The 16,568-nt window shown below is 58.5% G+C and carries 17 protein-coding genes and 1 tRNA gene; 7 read left to right on the plus strand and 11 right to left on the minus strand.

The annotated features are described in order from the left end of the window. Nucleotides 1-9: 9 nt before the first annotated feature. A complete protein-coding gene (locus tag QP891_RS07775; RefSeq protein WP_284770506.1) occupies nucleotides 10-477 on the plus strand; it encodes an RDD family protein in 468 nt (155 codons plus the stop codon). Here QP891_RS07775 and QP891_RS07780 read toward each other — a convergent pair. Genes QP891_RS07780 through polA form a run of 3 tightly spaced genes read right to left on the minus strand, consistent with a single transcriptional unit; the run spans nucleotide 441 to nucleotide 4,442 of the window. Further along, nucleotides 441-812 (minus strand): hypothetical protein, encoded by a 372-nt coding sequence (locus tag QP891_RS07780; RefSeq protein WP_284770507.1) that lies wholly within the window; start codon nucleotides 810-812, stop codon nucleotides 441-443. The two genes, QP891_RS07775 and QP891_RS07780, sit on opposite strands and share 37 nt — an antisense overlap. Before the next feature lie 38 nt (nucleotides 813-850). Beyond that, a complete protein-coding gene (locus tag QP891_RS07785; protein ID WP_284770508.1) occupies nucleotides 851-1,789 on the minus strand; it encodes a DNA glycosylase AlkZ-like family protein in 939 nt (312 codons plus the stop codon). 4 nt (nucleotides 1,790-1,793) lie between these two features. After that, nucleotides 1,794-4,442 (minus strand): DNA polymerase I, encoded by a 2,649-nt coding sequence (gene polA, locus QP891_RS07790; RefSeq protein WP_284770556.1) that lies wholly within the window; start codon nucleotides 4,440-4,442, stop codon nucleotides 1,794-1,796. A 144-nt stretch (nucleotides 4,443-4,586) separates the two neighbouring features. On the opposite strand from polA, the gene QP891_RS07795 reads away from it, so the two are divergent. The 5 genes from QP891_RS07795 to QP891_RS07815 all read left to right on the plus strand — a co-directional run bounded on the left by QP891_RS07795 (nucleotide 4,587) and on the right by QP891_RS07815 (nucleotide 8,457). Then, nucleotides 4,587-4,660 (plus strand) — tRNA-Leu (locus tag QP891_RS07795). 363 nt (nucleotides 4,661-5,023) lie between these two features. After that, nucleotides 5,024-5,860 (plus strand): DUF368 domain-containing protein, encoded by an 837-nt coding sequence (locus QP891_RS07800; protein WP_284770509.1) that lies wholly within the window; start codon nucleotides 5,024-5,026, stop codon nucleotides 5,858-5,860. Beyond that, nucleotides 5,860-6,747, plus strand: coding sequence for an ABC transporter substrate-binding protein (locus tag QP891_RS07805; protein WP_284770510.1), 888 nt, complete (start codon nucleotides 5,860-5,862; stop codon nucleotides 6,745-6,747). Before QP891_RS07800 ends, QP891_RS07805 begins: the two co-directional genes overlap by 1 nt. Then, the gene (locus tag QP891_RS07810; protein ID WP_284636736.1) at nucleotides 6,740-7,693 is read left to right on the plus strand and encodes an amino acid ABC transporter permease; all 954 of its coding nucleotides are present in this window, start codon (nucleotides 6,740-6,742) and stop codon (nucleotides 7,691-7,693) included. The genes QP891_RS07805 and QP891_RS07810 overlap by 8 nt, the downstream gene beginning before the upstream one ends. Beyond that, the gene (locus QP891_RS07815; RefSeq protein WP_284770511.1) at nucleotides 7,693-8,457 is read left to right on the plus strand and encodes an amino acid ABC transporter ATP-binding protein; all 765 of its coding nucleotides are present in this window, start codon (nucleotides 7,693-7,695) and stop codon (nucleotides 8,455-8,457) included. The genes QP891_RS07810 and QP891_RS07815 overlap by 1 nt, the downstream gene beginning before the upstream one ends. Before the next feature lie 28 nt (nucleotides 8,458-8,485). Here QP891_RS07815 and QP891_RS07820 read toward each other — a convergent pair whose 3' ends face one another. The 8 genes from QP891_RS07820 to QP891_RS07855 are packed head-to-tail and all read right to left on the minus strand — an operon-like array spanning nucleotide 8,486 to nucleotide 15,720. Beyond that, nucleotides 8,486-9,232, minus strand: coding sequence for a sulfite exporter TauE/SafE family protein (locus QP891_RS07820; RefSeq protein WP_284770512.1), 747 nt, complete (start codon nucleotides 9,230-9,232; stop codon nucleotides 8,486-8,488). Continuing rightward, a complete protein-coding gene (gene coaD, locus QP891_RS07825; RefSeq protein ID WP_005280301.1) occupies nucleotides 9,229-9,702 on the minus strand; it encodes a pantetheine-phosphate adenylyltransferase in 474 nt (157 codons plus the stop codon). Before coaD ends, QP891_RS07820 begins: the two co-directional genes overlap by 4 nt. A 15-nt stretch (nucleotides 9,703-9,717) precedes the next feature. Beyond that, entirely contained in the window at nucleotides 9,718-10,311 is a 594-nt protein-coding gene (gene rsmD, locus QP891_RS07830; protein WP_284770513.1) for a 16S rRNA (guanine(966)-N(2))-methyltransferase RsmD, read from the minus strand. Further along, on the minus strand, nucleotides 10,312-10,524 hold the full coding sequence (locus QP891_RS07835) for an acyl-CoA carboxylase biotin carboxyl carrier protein subunit (RefSeq protein ID WP_284770514.1): 213 nt from the start codon (nucleotides 10,522-10,524) through the stop codon (nucleotides 10,312-10,314). 19 nt (nucleotides 10,525-10,543) lie between these two features. Beyond that, on the minus strand, nucleotides 10,544-12,676 hold the full coding sequence (locus QP891_RS07840; protein WP_284770515.1) for an ATP-dependent DNA helicase RecG: 2,133 nt from the start codon (nucleotides 12,674-12,676) through the stop codon (nucleotides 10,544-10,546). 2 nt (nucleotides 12,677-12,678) lie between these two features. Beyond that, entirely contained in the window at nucleotides 12,679-14,031 is a 1,353-nt protein-coding gene (locus tag QP891_RS07845; protein WP_284770516.1) for a DAK2 domain-containing protein, read from the minus strand. 10 nt (nucleotides 14,032-14,041) lie between these two features. Further along, a complete protein-coding gene (locus tag QP891_RS07850) occupies nucleotides 14,042-14,680 on the minus strand; it encodes a uracil-DNA glycosylase (protein ID WP_284770517.1) in 639 nt (212 codons plus the stop codon). 2 nt (nucleotides 14,681-14,682) lie between these two features. Continuing rightward, nucleotides 14,683-15,720: a thiamine-phosphate kinase gene (locus tag QP891_RS07855; protein WP_284770518.1), complete on the minus strand. Its 1,038-nt coding sequence runs from the start codon at nucleotides 15,718-15,720 to the stop codon at nucleotides 14,683-14,685. Here QP891_RS07855 and QP891_RS07860 point away from each other — a divergent pair. Next, the gene (locus QP891_RS07860; protein WP_284782973.1) at nucleotides 15,668-16,567 is read left to right on the plus strand and encodes a DUF3515 domain-containing protein; all 900 of its coding nucleotides are present in this window, start codon (nucleotides 15,668-15,670) and stop codon (nucleotides 16,565-16,567) included. The genes QP891_RS07855 and QP891_RS07860 overlap by 53 nt on opposite strands. Nucleotide 16,568: the final 1 nt, after the last annotated feature.

Below are 16,568 nucleotides of genomic sequence, written 5' to 3' on the forward strand. Positions count from 1 at the left end.
GTAGAGAACATGATTGCCGAAAGACTGGGAATTTTCCTGCGCCGCGCCGTGGCTTGGTGGATCGACGCCTTTCTCGTGGCCGCCATCGTCACCGTGGTGCGGTGGCTGATTAATGCTCTTGCCAGTACCCCCTTATCCGGCCGCCCCGAAGAGATCTACGAGGCGGTCGCTCTCGCCGTGGTCTTTTATACCTACCGCGTGTGGGTGGAAACGAAGAAGTCTACGTCCCTGGGCAAATGGTCGATGCAGCTCGAAATCATCCCGGCCCGCTCGCCGTTTGTCACCGCGTGCCTGCGCAATTCGTGGCTGCTGCTTACGCCCCTGACGCTTACTGGTTGGAACATCGACGGTATAGTCGTTGCACTTTTAGGCCTTTCGGTTTTAGCCATCGGCCAAACTCCCTTTGACCTCTTGGCTGGCTGCCTAGTGGAAAAGCGACCTCAGGAGGATTCCACCGCGATGCGCGGCCAAAAGTAATACGCCAAGGCAGCAATAGTAATGGACGCGAATACCCACGAATACGGGAAGGCCACTGCAATCACGGAGACCACGGTCATTACACCGGCCGCCTGTCCCCGGTAGCACCACGGGTTCTCGCCTTCCCTGGCGGCGTTACCAGCAGAAAGGAAAAAGCCCAAAACCATGACCGCATAGTAAATGAAGTAAAATGTATCGCTGCTTACCGCTTCTTTTAAGCCGCTCTCAGCAATCTGTCCCGCCGGGTATGGGACCATGGCTGCCCACATAGACTCAAAAAAGCGCAAGACGAAGGGGCGAGACTTCCACCTAATACGTTTTCCGAGAAACTCCATGAAATTACTTTAAAATCCTATTCTCCTTCACGCACTTCTCAGCACTCTTTCCACTGGCGTTCCACGTGGCGTGCCGCATAGGCAGGAATTCCCCAGTCCTCAATCCCCTGTTTATTCCACATGCCGCGCACTTGGCCGTCGATAACGATGGCGCGACGAAAAATGCCCTGGTTTCCGGGAACGAGAGCGTGGTGCATATCCACTGACATGGCAAAAAGCCGATCTTGGTAGCCCAGGATATACTCATCAAAGGCGCCTAAAAGCAGCACCGATTTCTTCTTTTTCACCTCTGGTAGCTCTAGGACCTCTGCAGAGACCAGCTCCTCGCCTTCCCTTCCTATCCGGATAAGGTCATCAGGCAACTTCTCCGCTGCGGGACGAATAAGTCTTTGGGGCAGCTTGCACCACCACGCAAAGTCCTGCACAGTCGCCGGCCCATGGGTGCGAAAATAGCGCGTCATCAATTCCGTCGTGGCGGCCACCGAGTCGCCGTTAAAAAGGGCCTCCAAGCCGTCTAGCTCGACCGGAGTAATGAGCTGTTCTTCGCCCGCATAACACGCATGCCCGCTTTCCATGCCGATACGTACTACGTGCCAGAAAGGCAACTCGGGCAAGGCTTGGGCGGCGCGTGATTTCAATTCTGCGCGCGTTAATGGGGCATCGATAAGCTGCAGCACGGCTTCCCGTACCGCGGCGTCTCCCTTGCGAGGCTTCGCACATAGCTCGGTTATCCAGCCCATATCCTTGACGGAGGCGGCGAACAACGTATTGCGCATCGCATAGCCGCGCACGATCTCGGAGTTATCCGATTCATTCGGTGCACGCAGTGCCAAGGACCGGCGCACCGAATGCAGGTCCTGGCCCTGCATGACGCCAAAGGCGCGGACTGCCTCTGCGGCGGTGTGCCAGCGCAGGGCCGTAAGCCCCTGGGCGGCCAAGCGCATGCGGGCGCGCTCACGCCGGTTAAGCATCATCATCGAACTAGTGGGCCGCGGCGTCCCAATCCGTGCCGGCACCAGCAGAGACCTCGAGTGGCACATTCAGCTCGATGGCAGAATCCATCTCGCGCTCAAGAATCTCGCGGACTTGATCGGCCTCACCGGGGGCGACCTCCACCACCAATTCATCGTGCACCTGGAGCAATACACGGGATTTCATATCGCGCAACGCGCGGTCCACGCGAATCATCGCGACCTTAATGATATCTGCGGCCGTTCCCTGGATTGGGGCATTGAGCGCAGCGCGTTCCGCGTTTTCGCGGGCCAGCCGGTTATCGGAGTTGAGCTCTGGCAGGTAGCGGCGGCGACCAAAGAGCGTGGCCGTATAACCATCCTTGCGGGCTTGCTCCACGACATCATCCAGGTATTTCTTCACGCCGCCAAAGCGCTCGAAGTAGCTTTCCATAATGGACTTGGCTTCACCAGCAGGGATTCCCAGCTGCTGCGAAAGTCCAAATGCGGATAGGCCATAGACCAAGCCATAAGACATGGCCTTTACGCGGCGGCGCAGCTCAGGAGTCACCTGATCGACCGGCACATCGAAGACCCTAGAACCGACGAAATTGTGCAGGTCTTCGCCGGCCTTGTAGGCCTCAATCAGCCCGGGATCTGCAGAAAGGTGCGCCATAACGCGCATTTCAATCTGCGAATAGTCCGCGGTCATTAGCTGTTCAAATCCCTCGCCTACGATAAACGCCGAGCGAATTTGTCGGCCGGCCTCCGTGCGCACCGGGATGTTTTGCAGGTTGGGCTCCGTCGAGGACAAACGTCCCGTCGAGGTCACCGTCTGGTTAAAAGTTGTGTGAATGCGCCCATCCGGTTGGACGGTCTTAATAAGGCCCTCCAACGTGGTCTTCATCTTTTGGTACTCGCGGTGGGCCAGGAGGTGATCCAAAAACGGGTGCGGGTGCTTGATTGCCAGCTGCTCGATTTCCTTCGCGGCCGTGGAATAGCCCGTCTTTGTCTTTTTCGTCTTGGGCATATCGAAGGTCTCAAAAAGTACCTTTTGCAGCTGCTTGGGCGAATTCAAATTGAGCTTGTCATCGCCAGCAAGCTCGCGCGCGGAGCGTTCTTGTTCAGCCACCTGCTCCACGAAGGCATCCTTTTGGGTTTCCAAAATATCGACATCGACCGCGATGCCCGTAGTCTCCATGCGTGCCAGGATGGTCACCAGCGGCAATTCCAGGTCGGTATAGAGCTCGAAAGAGTCGATGTCCTGCAGTTCCGCGGTGAGTTTTTCCGCCAGCTCCATGATTGCCGCCGCCTGATCTACCAGGGAGGAGCTATCGAGCAGCGACATCTGCTCCGAGGCGGCGCCGAGGGATTTTTGAAGGTGGCGCTGGTAGACATCGGAAAGCTCGTAGGTGCGCTGGCCTGGGCGCAGGATATACGCCGCCAAGGCCGTATCGTGCGCAAGCCCGTTGAGCTCAATGCCGCGCCCTGCCAGCATGTGGAACGCGGCCTTTGCGGCGTGGAAATACTTAGGGGCCGACGATTCTAGCCACTGGACCAAGGCCTTTTCCTCATCGGCGGAAAGTTCTCCGAGTTCCACCTGCAGGCCATGATGGTTGCGATCCACAAACGCGATGGCAGAAGCATCACCCTGACTTGGGATGCCCTCGCCCTGCACATACACAGCTACGTGCTCGCGGCCAGGTAGCCACTCGCTCAAGGAGGCGTCATCGATAGTGAGCTCTACGTCTGGGGTGTCCGCAGCTTGCTCAGCAGCCTCTGCACCATCGTTGGGGATGGCGGATAAGACACGGTCGCGCAGGTTGGTACCAAACTCCAGCTCATCGAACTTCGCGGCGACATCGGCAACCTTGGCTCCCCTAAAGGCCAGATCATCAGGGCCAACATCTAAGTCCATGTCTGTAATCATCTGGGTGAGCTTCCGGTTCATCTGCACCTGCTCGATGCGTTCGCGGAAGTTATTTCCCACCACGCCGTTGATTTCTTCGGCGTGCTCTACCAAGGAAGCCAAGTCTCCGTACTTGACTATCCACTTGGTGGCGGTCTTTTCTCCCACCTTGGGAATGCCGGGGAGGTTATCGGAAGGGTCGCCGCGCAGAGCAGCAAAGTCGGGATACTGCGCGGGGGTAAGCCCGTATTTATCCTCGACGGCTTCTGGGGTAAACCGGTGCAGCGTGGATACGCCCTTCATGGGATAGAGCACCGTGGTCGAATCCGTAACCAGCTGCAGATAATCCCGGTCACCGGTGACAATCAGCGTCTCGTAGCCCTGTGCCTGGGTGGCAAGGGTTGCCAAAATATCGTCGGCCTCGTAATTTTCACGCGAGAGCGTCGTAATACCCAAGGTCTCTAAGGTATCGCGAATGATATCTACTTGGCCCTTAAATTCTTCCGGCGCGGCCTCGCGCTGCGCCTTATAATCCGGGAACATCTCCGTGCGGAAAGTCTTCCGGCCAACGTCAAAAGCAACCGCGATAGCATCCGGCCTTTCCTCAGAGACGATATTGGACAGCATGGATAAAAAGCCATACACGGCATTGGTGTGCTGACCACCGGAGGTAGAAAAGTTTTCCACCGGGAGGGCATAAAAGGCACGAAATGCCATGGAATGGCCGTCAATGAGCAAAAGGCGGGTCTTATTGGAAGTCACCTGCCCCATATTAGGCAACACAATGGACACGGCGATACCCCGCCCAACCTCACCGTCTTGAGCAGGCCTTTTCACCGGAAAGGGACCCCAATTAGGAATTGCGCCAACCCCTGCGCTAGTATTTCCAACAGTCAAAGGCGCTCGCTTTTGATTGCCCCTGTAGCCCAATTGGCAGAGGCAACGGATTCAAAACCCGTCCAGTGTGAGTTCGAGTCTCACCAGGGGCACAGTACAACCCCGCTTCTTTCCGGAAATATATCCACGAAGGAAGCGGGGTTTCGTCATGCCGCCTAGTTCCCTATGTCCCCTACAGCGGCCTCGATTCAGCTTATATCCTTCCGCGAATTGCATATTTACACAACGCCCGAGAAGCCTAACTGCTGCAAAATTACGCCTTCTTACCTCGAGACTTTAAGCACAAGCCCGTCTCATATAAGGTGGGTAACCGTTAAAGTAATGAAAGATATGCAGGCTTAAGCCACCGCGGGCGGTGCTACACCTCGCCGTACGGTCTTGAGCAAAGAGTTTTTGGCACCCCGAGTGGCCCGTCAAACGCAGTCATGTCTTGTACCCAGGTAGATTTTTAATTTATGCACTATATTTTGAACGCCATTCGTGGCGCCCTCATCGGTATGGCCGAGCTGGTTCCCGGCATCTCCGGCGGAACCGTCGCCCTCATCGTGGGGATTTATGAGCGCGCCGTCCGCAATGCCAATGACCTCATCTCCGGCAACTTTAAAAAGGTCGAGTGGTCCTTTCTAGCCTCAGTTGCCGTCGGCATGCTAATCGCCGTATTCGGCTTTTCCACGCTCCTGTCTAACTTCGTCGACAACAACGTCTCTGCCTCCAGCGCCCTCTTTTTAGGCATGGTGGTCATCTCCATCATCGTTCCGCTTTCCATGTTGTCTAAGGCGGAGCGCACCGCCCCCTCGTCCATCATCGCGTTTATCGCTGCTGCCGTCCTGATTTTCATCGTCACGGGCTTTACCTCCGAGCCGCAAGATGACCCGAGCCTCATCGTGGTCTTCTTTGCCGCAGCAATTGCTGTATGCGCGCTGATCCTGCCAGGTATTTCCGGCTCGCTCATCTTGCTGACTATGGGGCTCTACCAGCCGATCATTGGCGCAGTATCGGACCGTGAATTAAGCACCATGGGCGTCTTTGCGCTGGGTGCCCTGTGTGGCCTCGCCGCCTTCATCAAATTGCTCAACTATTTGCTGAGCACCCACCGCGCGCCCACCCTGGCCGCCATGGCGGGCTTCATGCTGGGATCCCTGCGCGCCCTGTGGCCGTGGGGTGCTGACCAGGACGCTTCTTCGGGCGCCATCATCGGATACTTCATCCTCGGTGCCATTATCGTGTCCATCTTCATCTATGTAGACCGCAGGAACGCGCAAGCCATCGAGGAAAGGACGGCGGAATATTAATGCCCTGGGCGATTAATCATCGACCACTAACGGCCGCCGTGATGGCGTGCGTACTCCCCTTGAGCGCGTGCGTGGTCAACGAGGAGGATTCGACTCCAGAGGGCTGGCAGGAACCCCAGACCAGCGAAGTTCCCGAAATTGCCGCGATGTACCACGACGATGACGGTGTGCTCACGGCAGGTACAAACCCGCCCTATGCCCCATTTCAGCTCAAGGACTCCCACGGCGATCTGCAGGGCGTAGAGCTTGACCTCGCCCGCGCCGTAGCTGGGGTGCTGGGTCTGAAATTCCAGGCCCTTGAGCAAGACTTCTCCATGATTTTGCCGGCTGTGCAATCGGGACAGATAGACATGGGTGCCTCTGGGTTTACGGATACGGCCGACCGCCGCGATGAATTCGACTTCGTAGACCACCTCTATGCGGGCATCCAGTGGGCAGAGCTTGTCGATGGCCCCAATAAGGTCGATCCCCAAAACCCTTGCGGTTTGACCGTCGCCGTGCAGCGCACCACCGTGTCCGAGACCGACGATGTGCGCCCCAAGCAAGAAGCCTGCGATGGCGATCTCACCGTCTTGTCCTATGACACCGGGGATAACGCCGCCCTCGCCGTCCTTATGGGCCGCGCCGATGCTTTATCCGCGGACTCGCCGGTAACGGCTTGGGCGGTCAATCGCTCCGAGGGAAAGATGCGCGCAGTGGGCGATATGTTCCAGGCCTCTCCTTACGGGTTCGCAGTTCCGAAGGATTCGGACTTGGCTAAGGCCTCAGCCGCTGCCCTCCAGCATCTTATCGATACCGGTGAGTACGCGGAGATCTTGGCCCGCTGGGGAATTGAAGATGGATTAGTAGACCAGGCGATGATTAATGAAAGGCCCATCAATGGTTAACGAGCACAAAGAGGCAACCGGCCCCACGGCACAGCAGGAGGCACCCGCCAAGATCGAAGCCCGGCCACTGCGCCACCCCTGGCGGTGGCTCTGCGCGGTCGTGCTGCTCATTCTTGGTCTGTGGTTTGTCATTGCCTCCGCGCGCAATGAGGCCTTCGGGTGGGATACGTACTTCCAGTATCTCTTTGATCAGCGCATCGCTATCGCCTCCCTGCACACGATTGCGATCACCATCTTGTCCATGATCATTGGCGTGGTAGGCGGCGCCATCCTCGCCGTGATGCGCATGTCGCCCAATCCCATCCTGCGCGCCATTTCCTGGATCTTCCTGTGGATTTTTCGCGGCACCCCGATTTATGTCCAGCTTGTCTTCTGGGGCTTGCTATCTGCGATTTATCAATCCATCAACTTGGGCTTTGCAGAGGTCTCCCTGCAAAGCGTGTTGACCAATGCCTTCTTCTTGGCAGTCATGGGCTTGGGTCTCAATGAGGCCGCCTATATGGCAGAAATCGTGCGCTCGGGCATTTCCTCGGTGCCAGAAGGCCAAAAGGAAGCCTCCAAGGCCCTCGGAATGTCTTGGTGGATGACCATGCGGCGCACCGTATTGCCGCAGGCGATGCGCATTATCATCCCACCGACTGGCAATGAGTTCATTTCCCTGCTCAAGACTTCGTCACTGGTGGTAGCTATCCCCTATACCCACGAGATCTTCGGCCGCGCTACGGACATTTCCGCAGCCCTCTTCCAGCCCATTCCGCTCTTGATGGTCGCTGCCTCGTGGTACTTGGTCATTACTTCCCTGCTCATGGTGGGCCAGTACTTCCTCGAGCGCCATTTCGAGCGCGGCGCCACCCGCGAACTCACCGGGCGCCAACTTGCCGCGCTTGCCGATGCCGAAGGTACTATCCCCCGCAACGTCTCCGTAATCCAGGAGGGTAAAAACTAATGAACACTCCCATGATCTCCGCACAGAATGTGCACAAATCCTTCGGCCAATTCGAGGTGCTCAAGGGCATCGACTTAGAGGTCCAACCCGGCGAGGTTGCCTGCCTATTGGGCCCTTCCGGATCCGGTAAATCAACCTTCCTGCGCTGCGTCAACCACCTGGATAAGGCCACGGCGGGCCGCCTTTATGTCGATGGTGAGCTCATTGGCTACCGCGAAAAGAACGGAATCCTGTACGAAATCAGCGAGAAGCAAGCTGCACAGCAGCGCTCCGATATCGGCATGGTATTCCAATCTTTCAACCTCTTTCCCCACCGCACGGTGATTGAAAACATCATTGAAGCACCAATGCAGGTCAAGAAGGTGCCGGAGGATAAGGCGCGGAAGCGTGCCATGGAGCTTTTAGAGGAGGTGGGACTTGCTTCCAAGGCCGATAACTTCCCGGTTCAGTTATCCGGCGGCCAGCAGCAGCGCGTTGCCATCGCCCGCGCCGTGGCGATGGATCCCAAGCTCATGCTTTTCGATGAACCCACTTCCGCCCTCGATCCCGAGCTCGTTGGCGAGGTCCTTCGCGTCATGAAGGATCTCGCGGCCCAGGGCATGACCATGCTCGTGGTTACCCACGAGATGGGTTTTGCGCGCGAGGTTGCCGATAAAATCTTCTTCATGGATGGCGGCGTAGTCCTAGAATCCGGTACCCCGGCTGAAGTGCTTGAGAATCCACAGCAGCCGCGCACCAAGGAGTTCTTGTCCTCACTGCTTTAGGTAAACCTCGCGCGGTGCCAGCCGCGCCCTAGGCACCGTAGGTGACGACGCCACGAATCAGCGCACTGAGAGCGCCGAGGCTAGCTACCGATAGCGACAATGCTCGCGCAATATCCCTGGAGACTACATGCGCGATGCGCGAGCCCAGCCAGATGCCGATAAACATGCCGGCAATGCCTGCGGGCCAAATGATCCAGGGCAGGCCATCGAATGTCGCAGCACCGAGCGCGGTCTTGGTGATAACGGAAAAGATTCCACCCACCACAAAAATCGGCTGCAAGGTCGCCGTATACATGGCTTGCGGCCATTTGGCCGCCTGGGCGTAGACGGTAATGACCGGGCCTGCCACTCCCGCCAGGGTATTGGTAAAACCACCAAGGATGCCCGCGGAAATGGCCGGGCCCTTGCCTTCCATCGGTGGGACGAACCTAGCGCCGTAGGTCACCACCGCCAAGGCGATAAGAAGCGCTGCACCCACCACTATCAAAAGCCCTGCGGTATCGATCTTGCTAATCAACGCTGCGGCCGCCAGAGAACCGATAATCATGACGGGCGCGATGAGCCCAAACATTCTCCAGCTGACATTGCGGCGGACAGTGACCGTAGTAAGCAGAGCATTGACCGCCGCCAAGACGTTGATCACGAGGATGCCTTCTACCGGGCCCATGACCAGCATCAGAATTGGCCCACCAATAAGGCCAAGCCCCATGCCGGAGACGCGTTGCAAGGTGGATCCCGCGACAACGACGGCAAAAATAATCAGCGCCAATATCATCGGCGGTATTTTTCCTTCACCGCTTGTACTACCGGATCAGGAAGCATGCCGGTGACCTCACCGCCGAATTGCGCGACCTGCTTGCACAGCGAAGAGCTGATGTAGCCGTACTTTTCATCGGTAAGCAAAAAGACCGTATCGATGCCGGACAAGCGCCTGTTCATCTGCGCCATCGGCAGTTCGTATTCATAGTCCAAGGAAGAACGCAGTCCCTTGACCAAAACGTCAACGCCGTGCTGCGAGGTATAGTCCACGAGCAGGCCGGACCAATAATCCACGTTAATGCGCGAATCCACGCTCTGGCGGATGAGGTCCATGCGCTCGTGCACGCTAAATAACCCGGAAGGCTTTTCTGGGTTGCCAGTAACAAGCACCGTAACCTCATCAAACATCTGGCTGGCGCGCTCAAAAATATTGACGTGGCCAAGAGTGATGGGATCAAAAGACCCGGGACACACGGCTGTGGTCATAAAATATCGCTTTCTCTAGTTATCTAAGGTGTCATCGGCATCGTCGGTACCGGGACGGGTATAGACTGCCATATCCATACGCGCGATGCCGAAGGTACGCTTCTTTAATTTCTGCCCCGTCGGCACAAACCCTTCTGGCCAGTCGGTCTCGGGCGATTCGACGTGGCGTTCGATGACCACCATCGCGCTATCAGTCAGCGCTGGCTCTATTGCGGCGATGAGCCCGGCGACATCGTCAAACGCATAAGGCGGATCCGCTAAAACCATGTCGAAGTAGCCGCGCGGGGCGCTGGCCAGGTACGTAGATACTTTCCTTTCCTCCACGCGAGCACCGGGATGCTTCACCACGCCTATGTTGTGCTTGATGATGGACACCGCCGCAGGGTTGGACTCCACCAGCACTGCCTCGTCTGCCCCACGGCTTAATGCTTCCAACCCCAAGGCGCCGGATCCAGCGAATAGGTCAAGCACCTTGGAGCCTGGGAATCCCCAACGGGCATTCAACGAAGAAAACAGGCCTTCCCTTGCGCGATCAGCGGTCGGGCGCGTTCCCTCCGCTGGAACTTTGATAGTCCGCCCCCGCGCTTCGCCTGCAATAATCCGCGTCATTTACGCCTCTCCAATCTCCATAATTAAGTCCCCGCCAATAACATCGCTAAAGTCTGCCACCGCTATGCGAGAAATCGTCCCCGGGCCTGGGGACACGACGGGCGATTCCAGCTTCGTCGCCTCAACGGTAGCTAGCTCTTGACCAGTGTTAATTCTCTCGCCTACGTCGACATGGCAGCGAACGATGCCCGCGAAGGGGGCGTAGATTTTCATACCTATAGCCTATCCCCTCTTAGTTTTTCTCCAAGTATTCCTGCTCACTTTGGCTCAAATTGCGCGTCAGCTCTTCGGCCAACTGGGGATTGCGCTGGACCATTGCATACGCATCCACGTGAGTGCGCTCGACAATATCTTGGTCATCTGCAAGGTTGAGCAACCGCAGCGTCCGGTGCGTGCCAGATTGCACCGCACCCAGGATATCGCCCTCGTGGCGTTGCCGAAGGTCTAATTCCGCAAGGTCAAACCCAGATGAAGTCTGGGCAATCTGGGTTATGCGCCGATACGAGGCCGAATTATCTTCCGCTTTCGTATGCATCAGACAAATCGATGCGTTCCCGCCGCGCCCTACGCGCCCGCGCAATTGGTGCAGCTGGGACACGCCGAAATTCTCTGCCTCTCGAATGAGCATGACCGTGGCGTTGGGAACATCGACGCCCACCTCGATGACCGTGGTCGATACCAAGATATCGATCTCACCCCGGGCAAATGAGGTCATCACCTCATCCTTATTCGGCATCTTGCCGTGCAAGATATCTACCCGCAGTCCCTTAAACGGGCCGGCGGCAAGCTGTTCTGCCAATTCAAGCACGCCGCCCTCGCCTTCTATGCGCGGGCAGACGATATAGGCCTGGTGGCCATGCGCCACTTCCTCGCGGATGCGCTCGAGCGCCCGCGCCACCCATATGGGCCGCCATTCCGCCACCACTGCGGACTGGATCGGCTTTCTCCCGCCGGGCAGCTCAGCGAGCGTCGATACCGCGAGATCACCGAAAATCGTCATGGCGATGGTACGCGGGATGGGGGTTGCCGTCATGACCAAGACGTGGGGACTTATCCCCTCGCGCGTCTTAGAGCGCAGGCTATCGCGTTGCTCGACGCCAAAGCGGTGCTGCTCGTCCACGATCACCAACCCCAAATCGAAGAACTCAACCGATTCTTGAATGATGGCATGCGTGCCGATGACGATATTCGCCTCACCCGAGACGATATCCAGGAGGGCCTGGCGCTTCTCGGCGGTCCGCATGGAGCCGGTTAAGAGCACAACCTTGACACCTTCTGGAACCGACGTGCCAATAGAGGCCGCGTGCTGGGAAGCCAAAACCTCGGTGGGAGCAAGCAGCGCCGCTTGGCTCCCGGCATCGATGGCCTGCAGCATGGCGCAGGTGGCGACCATCGTTTTTCCCGAGCCCACCTCGCCCTGCAACAGGCGCATCATGGGTAAGGAGCCAGACAGGTCATCGTCGATCTCAGTGATGACCCTGCGCTGGCCTTGCGTGAGCTCAAAGGGCAGGTGGGTCAATAACTCTTCGCGGAAGCCGCCCAAAATAGCGGGCATCGTCGGCGCCGTGTGCGCGTGCGCATCGCGTTGGCGCAGCGCCATGACCAAGCCAATGGAGAGCGCCTCGTTGTACTTGAGGCGCTGGATCGCGCGCTGTGGGCCAGCCGCGCCGGGCTCATGGATTTCGCGCACCGCTTGGTCCAGGCTGATAATCATCTGCTGATCTAAAGGTTCCCGGATGGTTGGGGTGTGCGAGAGCACGTAGTGGATGGCCCCCATGAGGTACCACGAGGTGATCTTTGCCGTGGCGGGGTATACCGGTATCCATTCCCTCTCGAGCAATAATTTATCGAGTCGGCCGAATTGGGATAGGTTGCGCAGGGATCCGGTTGCCTTCTGCGGCTTTTTCTTTCCCGTCGCTGGCGCCTGTTCGCGGTAGGCGGCGAGTTCCCCGTCTGGGCGCCCGAAGGCATCGATTTCTACGAAATCCGGCTGCTGTAGCTGGGGCTGTTGACGGAAGTATTTTAATTTCCCGCTCATCATCACCCGCTGCCCGCGGTGGAGCATGCGCAAGACGTACATGGCGTTAAAGAACGTGGCGATGATATGGCCATCGAGTTGGACGTTGATGATAGTCGTCTTGCCCGTATCGCGGGTTGTTATTCCCGTTACGGTTCCGGTGACGGTGACGATATCGCCCTCGGCGGCATCGCCAAGCCCCACGTCTTGATTATGGCGAATGTAATCGCGCGGATAGTGCGCTAAGAGTTCCCCGCAGGTCTTATATCCCAACGCTTTGGTGATCTTCGTGGCGTCTTTTTTATCCAGTACCTCGGTCAGAGGGCGGTCATCCTGCCAGCCAAGCATCGCTATTCCACCCCAATCTCGGTGGGAATATCCGGCACCTGCAAGGCCACCACATCGACGCCGAGCTCTGCCGCCAATTCTTCTTGCGAGATGTTAAGCGGGCTAATGACCGTGACCTGTTCCCCGCCCGCAGCAAGCAGCTGGCGGCACATCTGCGCGATGGCTAATTCAGATTCTTCTGCTGGGTGCGCCACCCGCATCGACTGCGCCGCATCACGCATGGATTCTACGACCGCGGCGGTATCCGCATTATCCGGCTCATAGACGGAGATGGCGGCTAGCCCCGCCGCAAGGGAAGAAATCTCCACGGTATGCGCTGCAGTTGCGTGTTCTTCTAGCCCGCTGGATAAAACGATGTCCTCGCCCGCCGCGTGGATGGTTTCTCCTGGTTCGACCACCGTAACCCCGGCGGACTGCACAAGCTCGGCCATGGGGCCGGCGGGCGCCGCAGCGTAGACGGTGCGCGTATGACCTTCGTCAGTGTTTTCTCGCTGAGCAGGGGCTTCCGGAAGGGCCTCTAGGCGCAGGTTGCTGACCGATCCAGCGGCAAAGGCGGTTTCGATGACCGCACCGGCCTGGGTGGAATGGATGTGGATGGAGGCGCTATCTTCGCCTGCCTGCGCGATGACCAAGCTCGTGCCCAAGGGAGCAATCTTCTCCTTCAGTACCGCGCTATCGCCTTCGAAAAAGAAGACCACCTCAAGTTCGGTGACTGTCTCCGGCATGGATTCGGGCGAGTGGCTGGTCGTGCCCTCGATTTCTGCAAGGAGGGTTTCTAAAAGGATGACCAGGCCGGCACCGCCAGCATCTACCACCCCAGCCGCGCGCAACTCTGGCAGCTGCGAGGGTGTTTCCGCTAGCGCTGTGCGGGCGGCGGAAATAGTATCCGCTACGACGCCGTGAAAACTGGAATTAGGTTGCCGCGCGGTGCTTTCCGCTGTTTCTGCGGCGCATCGCAGTACGGTAATAACCGTTCCTTCCACCGGTTCCGCAATCGCGCGGTCCACGAGCTCTACCGCATGCATAAGCGAAGCTGCAAAGATGGCGCCATCGATGGTGGAATCCACGGTGGCCTCCGCTACTCCGCGCAGGACCTGCGAGAGCACCATCCCGGAATTTCCCCGTGCCCCGCGCACGGCCCCCATGGCTAGCGCAGCCGCAATGTCGCCGTCGGCCTTTTCCACCTCGGCGACGGCGGCTTCCATGGTGTGCGCCATATTCGAGCCGGTATCTGAATCCGGCACTGGGAAGACGTTGAGCGCGTTAATTTCGGCGCGCCGATGGGAAAGCTCGCCTACAGCGCGGTGCGCCCAATTGCGCAATCCGTGAGCGTCCAGCGTGCTGGGATATGACATGCGCAATAGTTTACAAGTCCCACGCTATCTCCCGCGCGCCTTGGTCCCGCAAATGGGCGTTTGCCCGGGAAAATGGGCGGGAGCCAAAGAACCCGCGGCTGGCTGAAAGCGGCGAAGGGTGCGGGGAGGTAATGCAGGGAACATCGGGAAGGAAGCGCTCGCAGGATTGGGCATCGCGGCCCCATAAAATCGCGACCATCGGGGTGCGGTTGAGGGCGCGGATGGCGGCCTCGGTCACCTCTTCCCAGCCAATACGCCGGTGCGAACCCGCCTGGCCCGGTGCCACGGTCAGCACCCTGTTAAGGAGCAAGACTCCCTGGTCGGCCCAGGCGCTTAGATCGCCGTCCTCACGCCCGCGAACGCCCACATCGTCATACAGCTCGCGGTAAATATTGACCAAGGACCTCGGGGGCTTGACCCCCGGCTTGGTGGAAAAGGCCATCCCCATCGCGTGGCCCGGGGTGGGATAGGGGTCTTGGCCAACGATGAGCACGCGGACATCGTCAAGCGGCATCTGCAATGCCCTGCACACGTCTTCTGCCGGCGGCAGGTAATCCTGGTTGTCCAGCGCATGAGAAATACGTGGCCACTGCTGCTCCAGCACCGGCGCGAGAACCGGTTCCCACGAGGGATGGTAAGTCGGGTGCATATCTAAAATCCTGCCCACCCTTCTGCATAACGGGGTTGTTTACCGCCCACCGTAACGCCGCTGCCGCGCGAGACGGTGCCGATTTCCCGGAAACCTGAAGGCGCTTGCTTTGCGGTAGTTCCGATCAGGGTATGGTCCTCGCCGCCGGCAAGGATCCACTCCCACGGATCGCATTCGAGGACGGCGGCCGCGGCGTGCAGGAGTGGATCGGGCTGGATGGCATCAGCATCCAAATCAATGTGTACACCAGAGCGCTGCGCCATGGTCCCACAGTCTTGGATGAGGCCATCGGAATTATCGGTCATGGCCGTAACCTCGGCGGCGCGGGCGATAACACCGCGGCCGGGGCTGAGCCACGGGGCGCATTGGGCATCAATAAGCGGGTATAAATCCGCATGCTCTGCCGGCAGATCGCGGCCAAAGCGCTGCAGCAAGGACAAGCCGGCCGCGGCGTGGCCAATCGCTCCGTGGGCCACGACCTTCTGGCCCGCGCGCGCCGCATCAAGGGTCAACGCGGCCCGGCTGCCGCCCAGAAAGCCAATGGCAGTGATGTTGATGACCAGCAAGTCTGATTTCGTAATATCTCCGCCCACCAGCTCAGCGTTGTAGAAAGAGCAATGCTCGGCGATGCCCCTGGCCACACCCCTGACAAAACTCACCGGCGTATCCCCCGGTGCGGCGATGGCTAAAAGCGCCGCCACTGGGCGCGCTCCCATGGCTTCAATATCGGCGAAGTTGCGCAGGATGGCCTTCTTGCCAATTTCGCGCGGGGTGGACCATTCCCGCAAGAAGTGCCGGCCATCTACCATCAAATCGGTAGAGGCCACTGTGCGTGAATTAGGCGGTGCCCCGAAAAGCACAGCAGCATCATCGCCATTCAAACTGCTGGGGGCAGCCGCGGTAATTTCTCGAATCACCGCCTGCTCCCCCACGTCTGCGAGAGTCTGACTTAAGTTCACCGGCGTCCTTTCGATAAAATGAGCCCCTATGACATCCCAATTTAACCGCACCGCGATCTTCATTTCACTTGGGTTGTCCATAGTGATGGTTTTAGCGGTCCTTTTCGGCGCGAAATACGTATTCACAAACACGGCCAAGGCCCCCGTGGCGGTCTCCCCGGTCGATTCCCCGGAGGCCGATTCGCAGGCATGCACGGACTTTGTGCATGCGCTTCCCGATGAAGCCATGGGCCAACCGCGCGCCGATATTGCAGAACCCGTCCCCGCTGGCGTTGCCGCCTGGGCCGCCAGTTCCCAAGAAAAGGTGACGGCGCGCTGCGGTGTTGCCATGCCTTTCCAGTACACCGATTACTCCACCACGCAAGATATCGACGGTGAGCAGTGGTTCAAGGTCAAGGATGCGACCTCTGGCTCCAACCTCTCTACCTGGTACTCGACCCAGCGCTTTCCCGTCGTGGCAGTAACGACCTTTAATGACGAAAAACCGCAGGACCTCAACGAGGCCGTTGCCACCTTGGAGAATAAGCCAGCGGAGACCCACCCTGCCCCATTGCGCAATCTGAAACCGGCAAAAAATGACCGCTGCGCCGCGGTAGAAAAGGCATTACCGGATGAGATTGCTGATGGCTACCACCGCCGCGATGTAGACGATGAGGACACCTACGTGTGGAGCTCTGAGGGGTACGAGGATATCGTCGCGCGCTGTGGCGTCGCCCAGCCAGAAAACTACGAGGCGGGCGTGCAGCTCCAGCAGGTCAACGATATCGCCTGGTTTGAGGATACGACCTTGGCGCAAGGCACGACTGCGGGAACCTGGTTTGCGCTAGGCCGCGAGAATTACCTGGCGCTGCACGCCCCGCAGGATTCCGCGCAGGCAGCATTGGTGGCCCTCAGCGATATCACCGCGGAGCACATTCCAGAAAGGTAAA

The sequence above is a fragment of the Corynebacterium sp. MSK310 genome, assembly GCF_030227355.1.
Classification (GTDB): domain Bacteria; phylum Actinomycetota; class Actinomycetes; order Mycobacteriales; family Mycobacteriaceae; genus Corynebacterium; species Corynebacterium rhinophilum.

What these genes read in the sequence shown, in the direction of transcription:
- QP891_RS07775 (WP_284770506.1), top strand. Translation starts at nt 10, where the DNA reads ATGATTGCCGAAAGACTGGGAATTTTCCTGCGCCGCGCCGTGGCTTGG.
- QP891_RS07780 (WP_284770507.1), bottom strand. Translation starts at nt 812, where the DNA reads ATGGAGTTTCTCGGAAAACGTATTAGGTGGAAGTCTCGCCCCTTCGTC.
- QP891_RS07785 (WP_284770508.1), bottom strand. Translation starts at nt 1,789, where the DNA reads ATGATGATGCTTAACCGGCGTGAGCGCGCCCGCATGCGCTTGGCCGCC.
- polA (WP_284770556.1), bottom strand. Translation starts at nt 4,442, where the DNA reads ATGGGGCAGGTGACTTCCAATAAGACCCGCCTTTTGCTCATTGACGGC.
- QP891_RS07800 (WP_284770509.1), top strand. Translation starts at nt 5,024, where the DNA reads ATGCACTATATTTTGAACGCCATTCGTGGCGCCCTCATCGGTATGGCC.
- QP891_RS07805 (WP_284770510.1), top strand. Translation starts at nt 5,860, where the DNA reads ATGCCCTGGGCGATTAATCATCGACCACTAACGGCCGCCGTGATGGCG.
- QP891_RS07810 (WP_284636736.1), top strand. Translation starts at nt 6,740, where the DNA reads ATGGTTAACGAGCACAAAGAGGCAACCGGCCCCACGGCACAGCAGGAG.
- QP891_RS07815 (WP_284770511.1), top strand. Translation starts at nt 7,693, where the DNA reads ATGAACACTCCCATGATCTCCGCACAGAATGTGCACAAATCCTTCGGC.
- QP891_RS07820 (WP_284770512.1), bottom strand. Translation starts at nt 9,232, where the DNA reads ATGATATTGGCGCTGATTATTTTTGCCGTCGTTGTCGCGGGATCCACC.
- coaD (WP_005280301.1), bottom strand. Translation starts at nt 9,702, where the DNA reads ATGACCACAGCCGTGTGTCCCGGGTCTTTTGATCCCATCACTCTTGGC.
- rsmD (WP_284770513.1), bottom strand. Translation starts at nt 10,311, where the DNA reads ATGACGCGGATTATTGCAGGCGAAGCGCGGGGGCGGACTATCAAAGTT.
- QP891_RS07835 (WP_284770514.1), bottom strand. Translation starts at nt 10,524, where the DNA reads ATGAAAATCTACGCCCCCTTCGCGGGCATCGTTCGCTGCCATGTCGAC.
- QP891_RS07840 (WP_284770515.1), bottom strand. Translation starts at nt 12,676, where the DNA reads ATGCTTGGCTGGCAGGATGACCGCCCTCTGACCGAGGTACTGGATAAA.
- QP891_RS07845 (WP_284770516.1), bottom strand. Translation starts at nt 14,031, where the DNA reads ATGTCATATCCCAGCACGCTGGACGCTCACGGATTGCGCAATTGGGCG.
- QP891_RS07850 (WP_284770517.1), bottom strand. Translation starts at nt 14,680, where the DNA reads ATGCACCCGACTTACCATCCCTCGTGGGAACCGGTTCTCGCGCCGGTG.
- QP891_RS07860 (WP_284782973.1), top strand. Translation starts at nt 15,668, where the DNA reads ATGACATCCCAATTTAACCGCACCGCGATCTTCATTTCACTTGGGTTG.
- QP891_RS07855 (WP_284770518.1), bottom strand. Translation starts at nt 15,720, where the DNA reads ATGGACAACCCAAGTGAAATGAAGATCGCGGTGCGGTTAAATTGGGAT.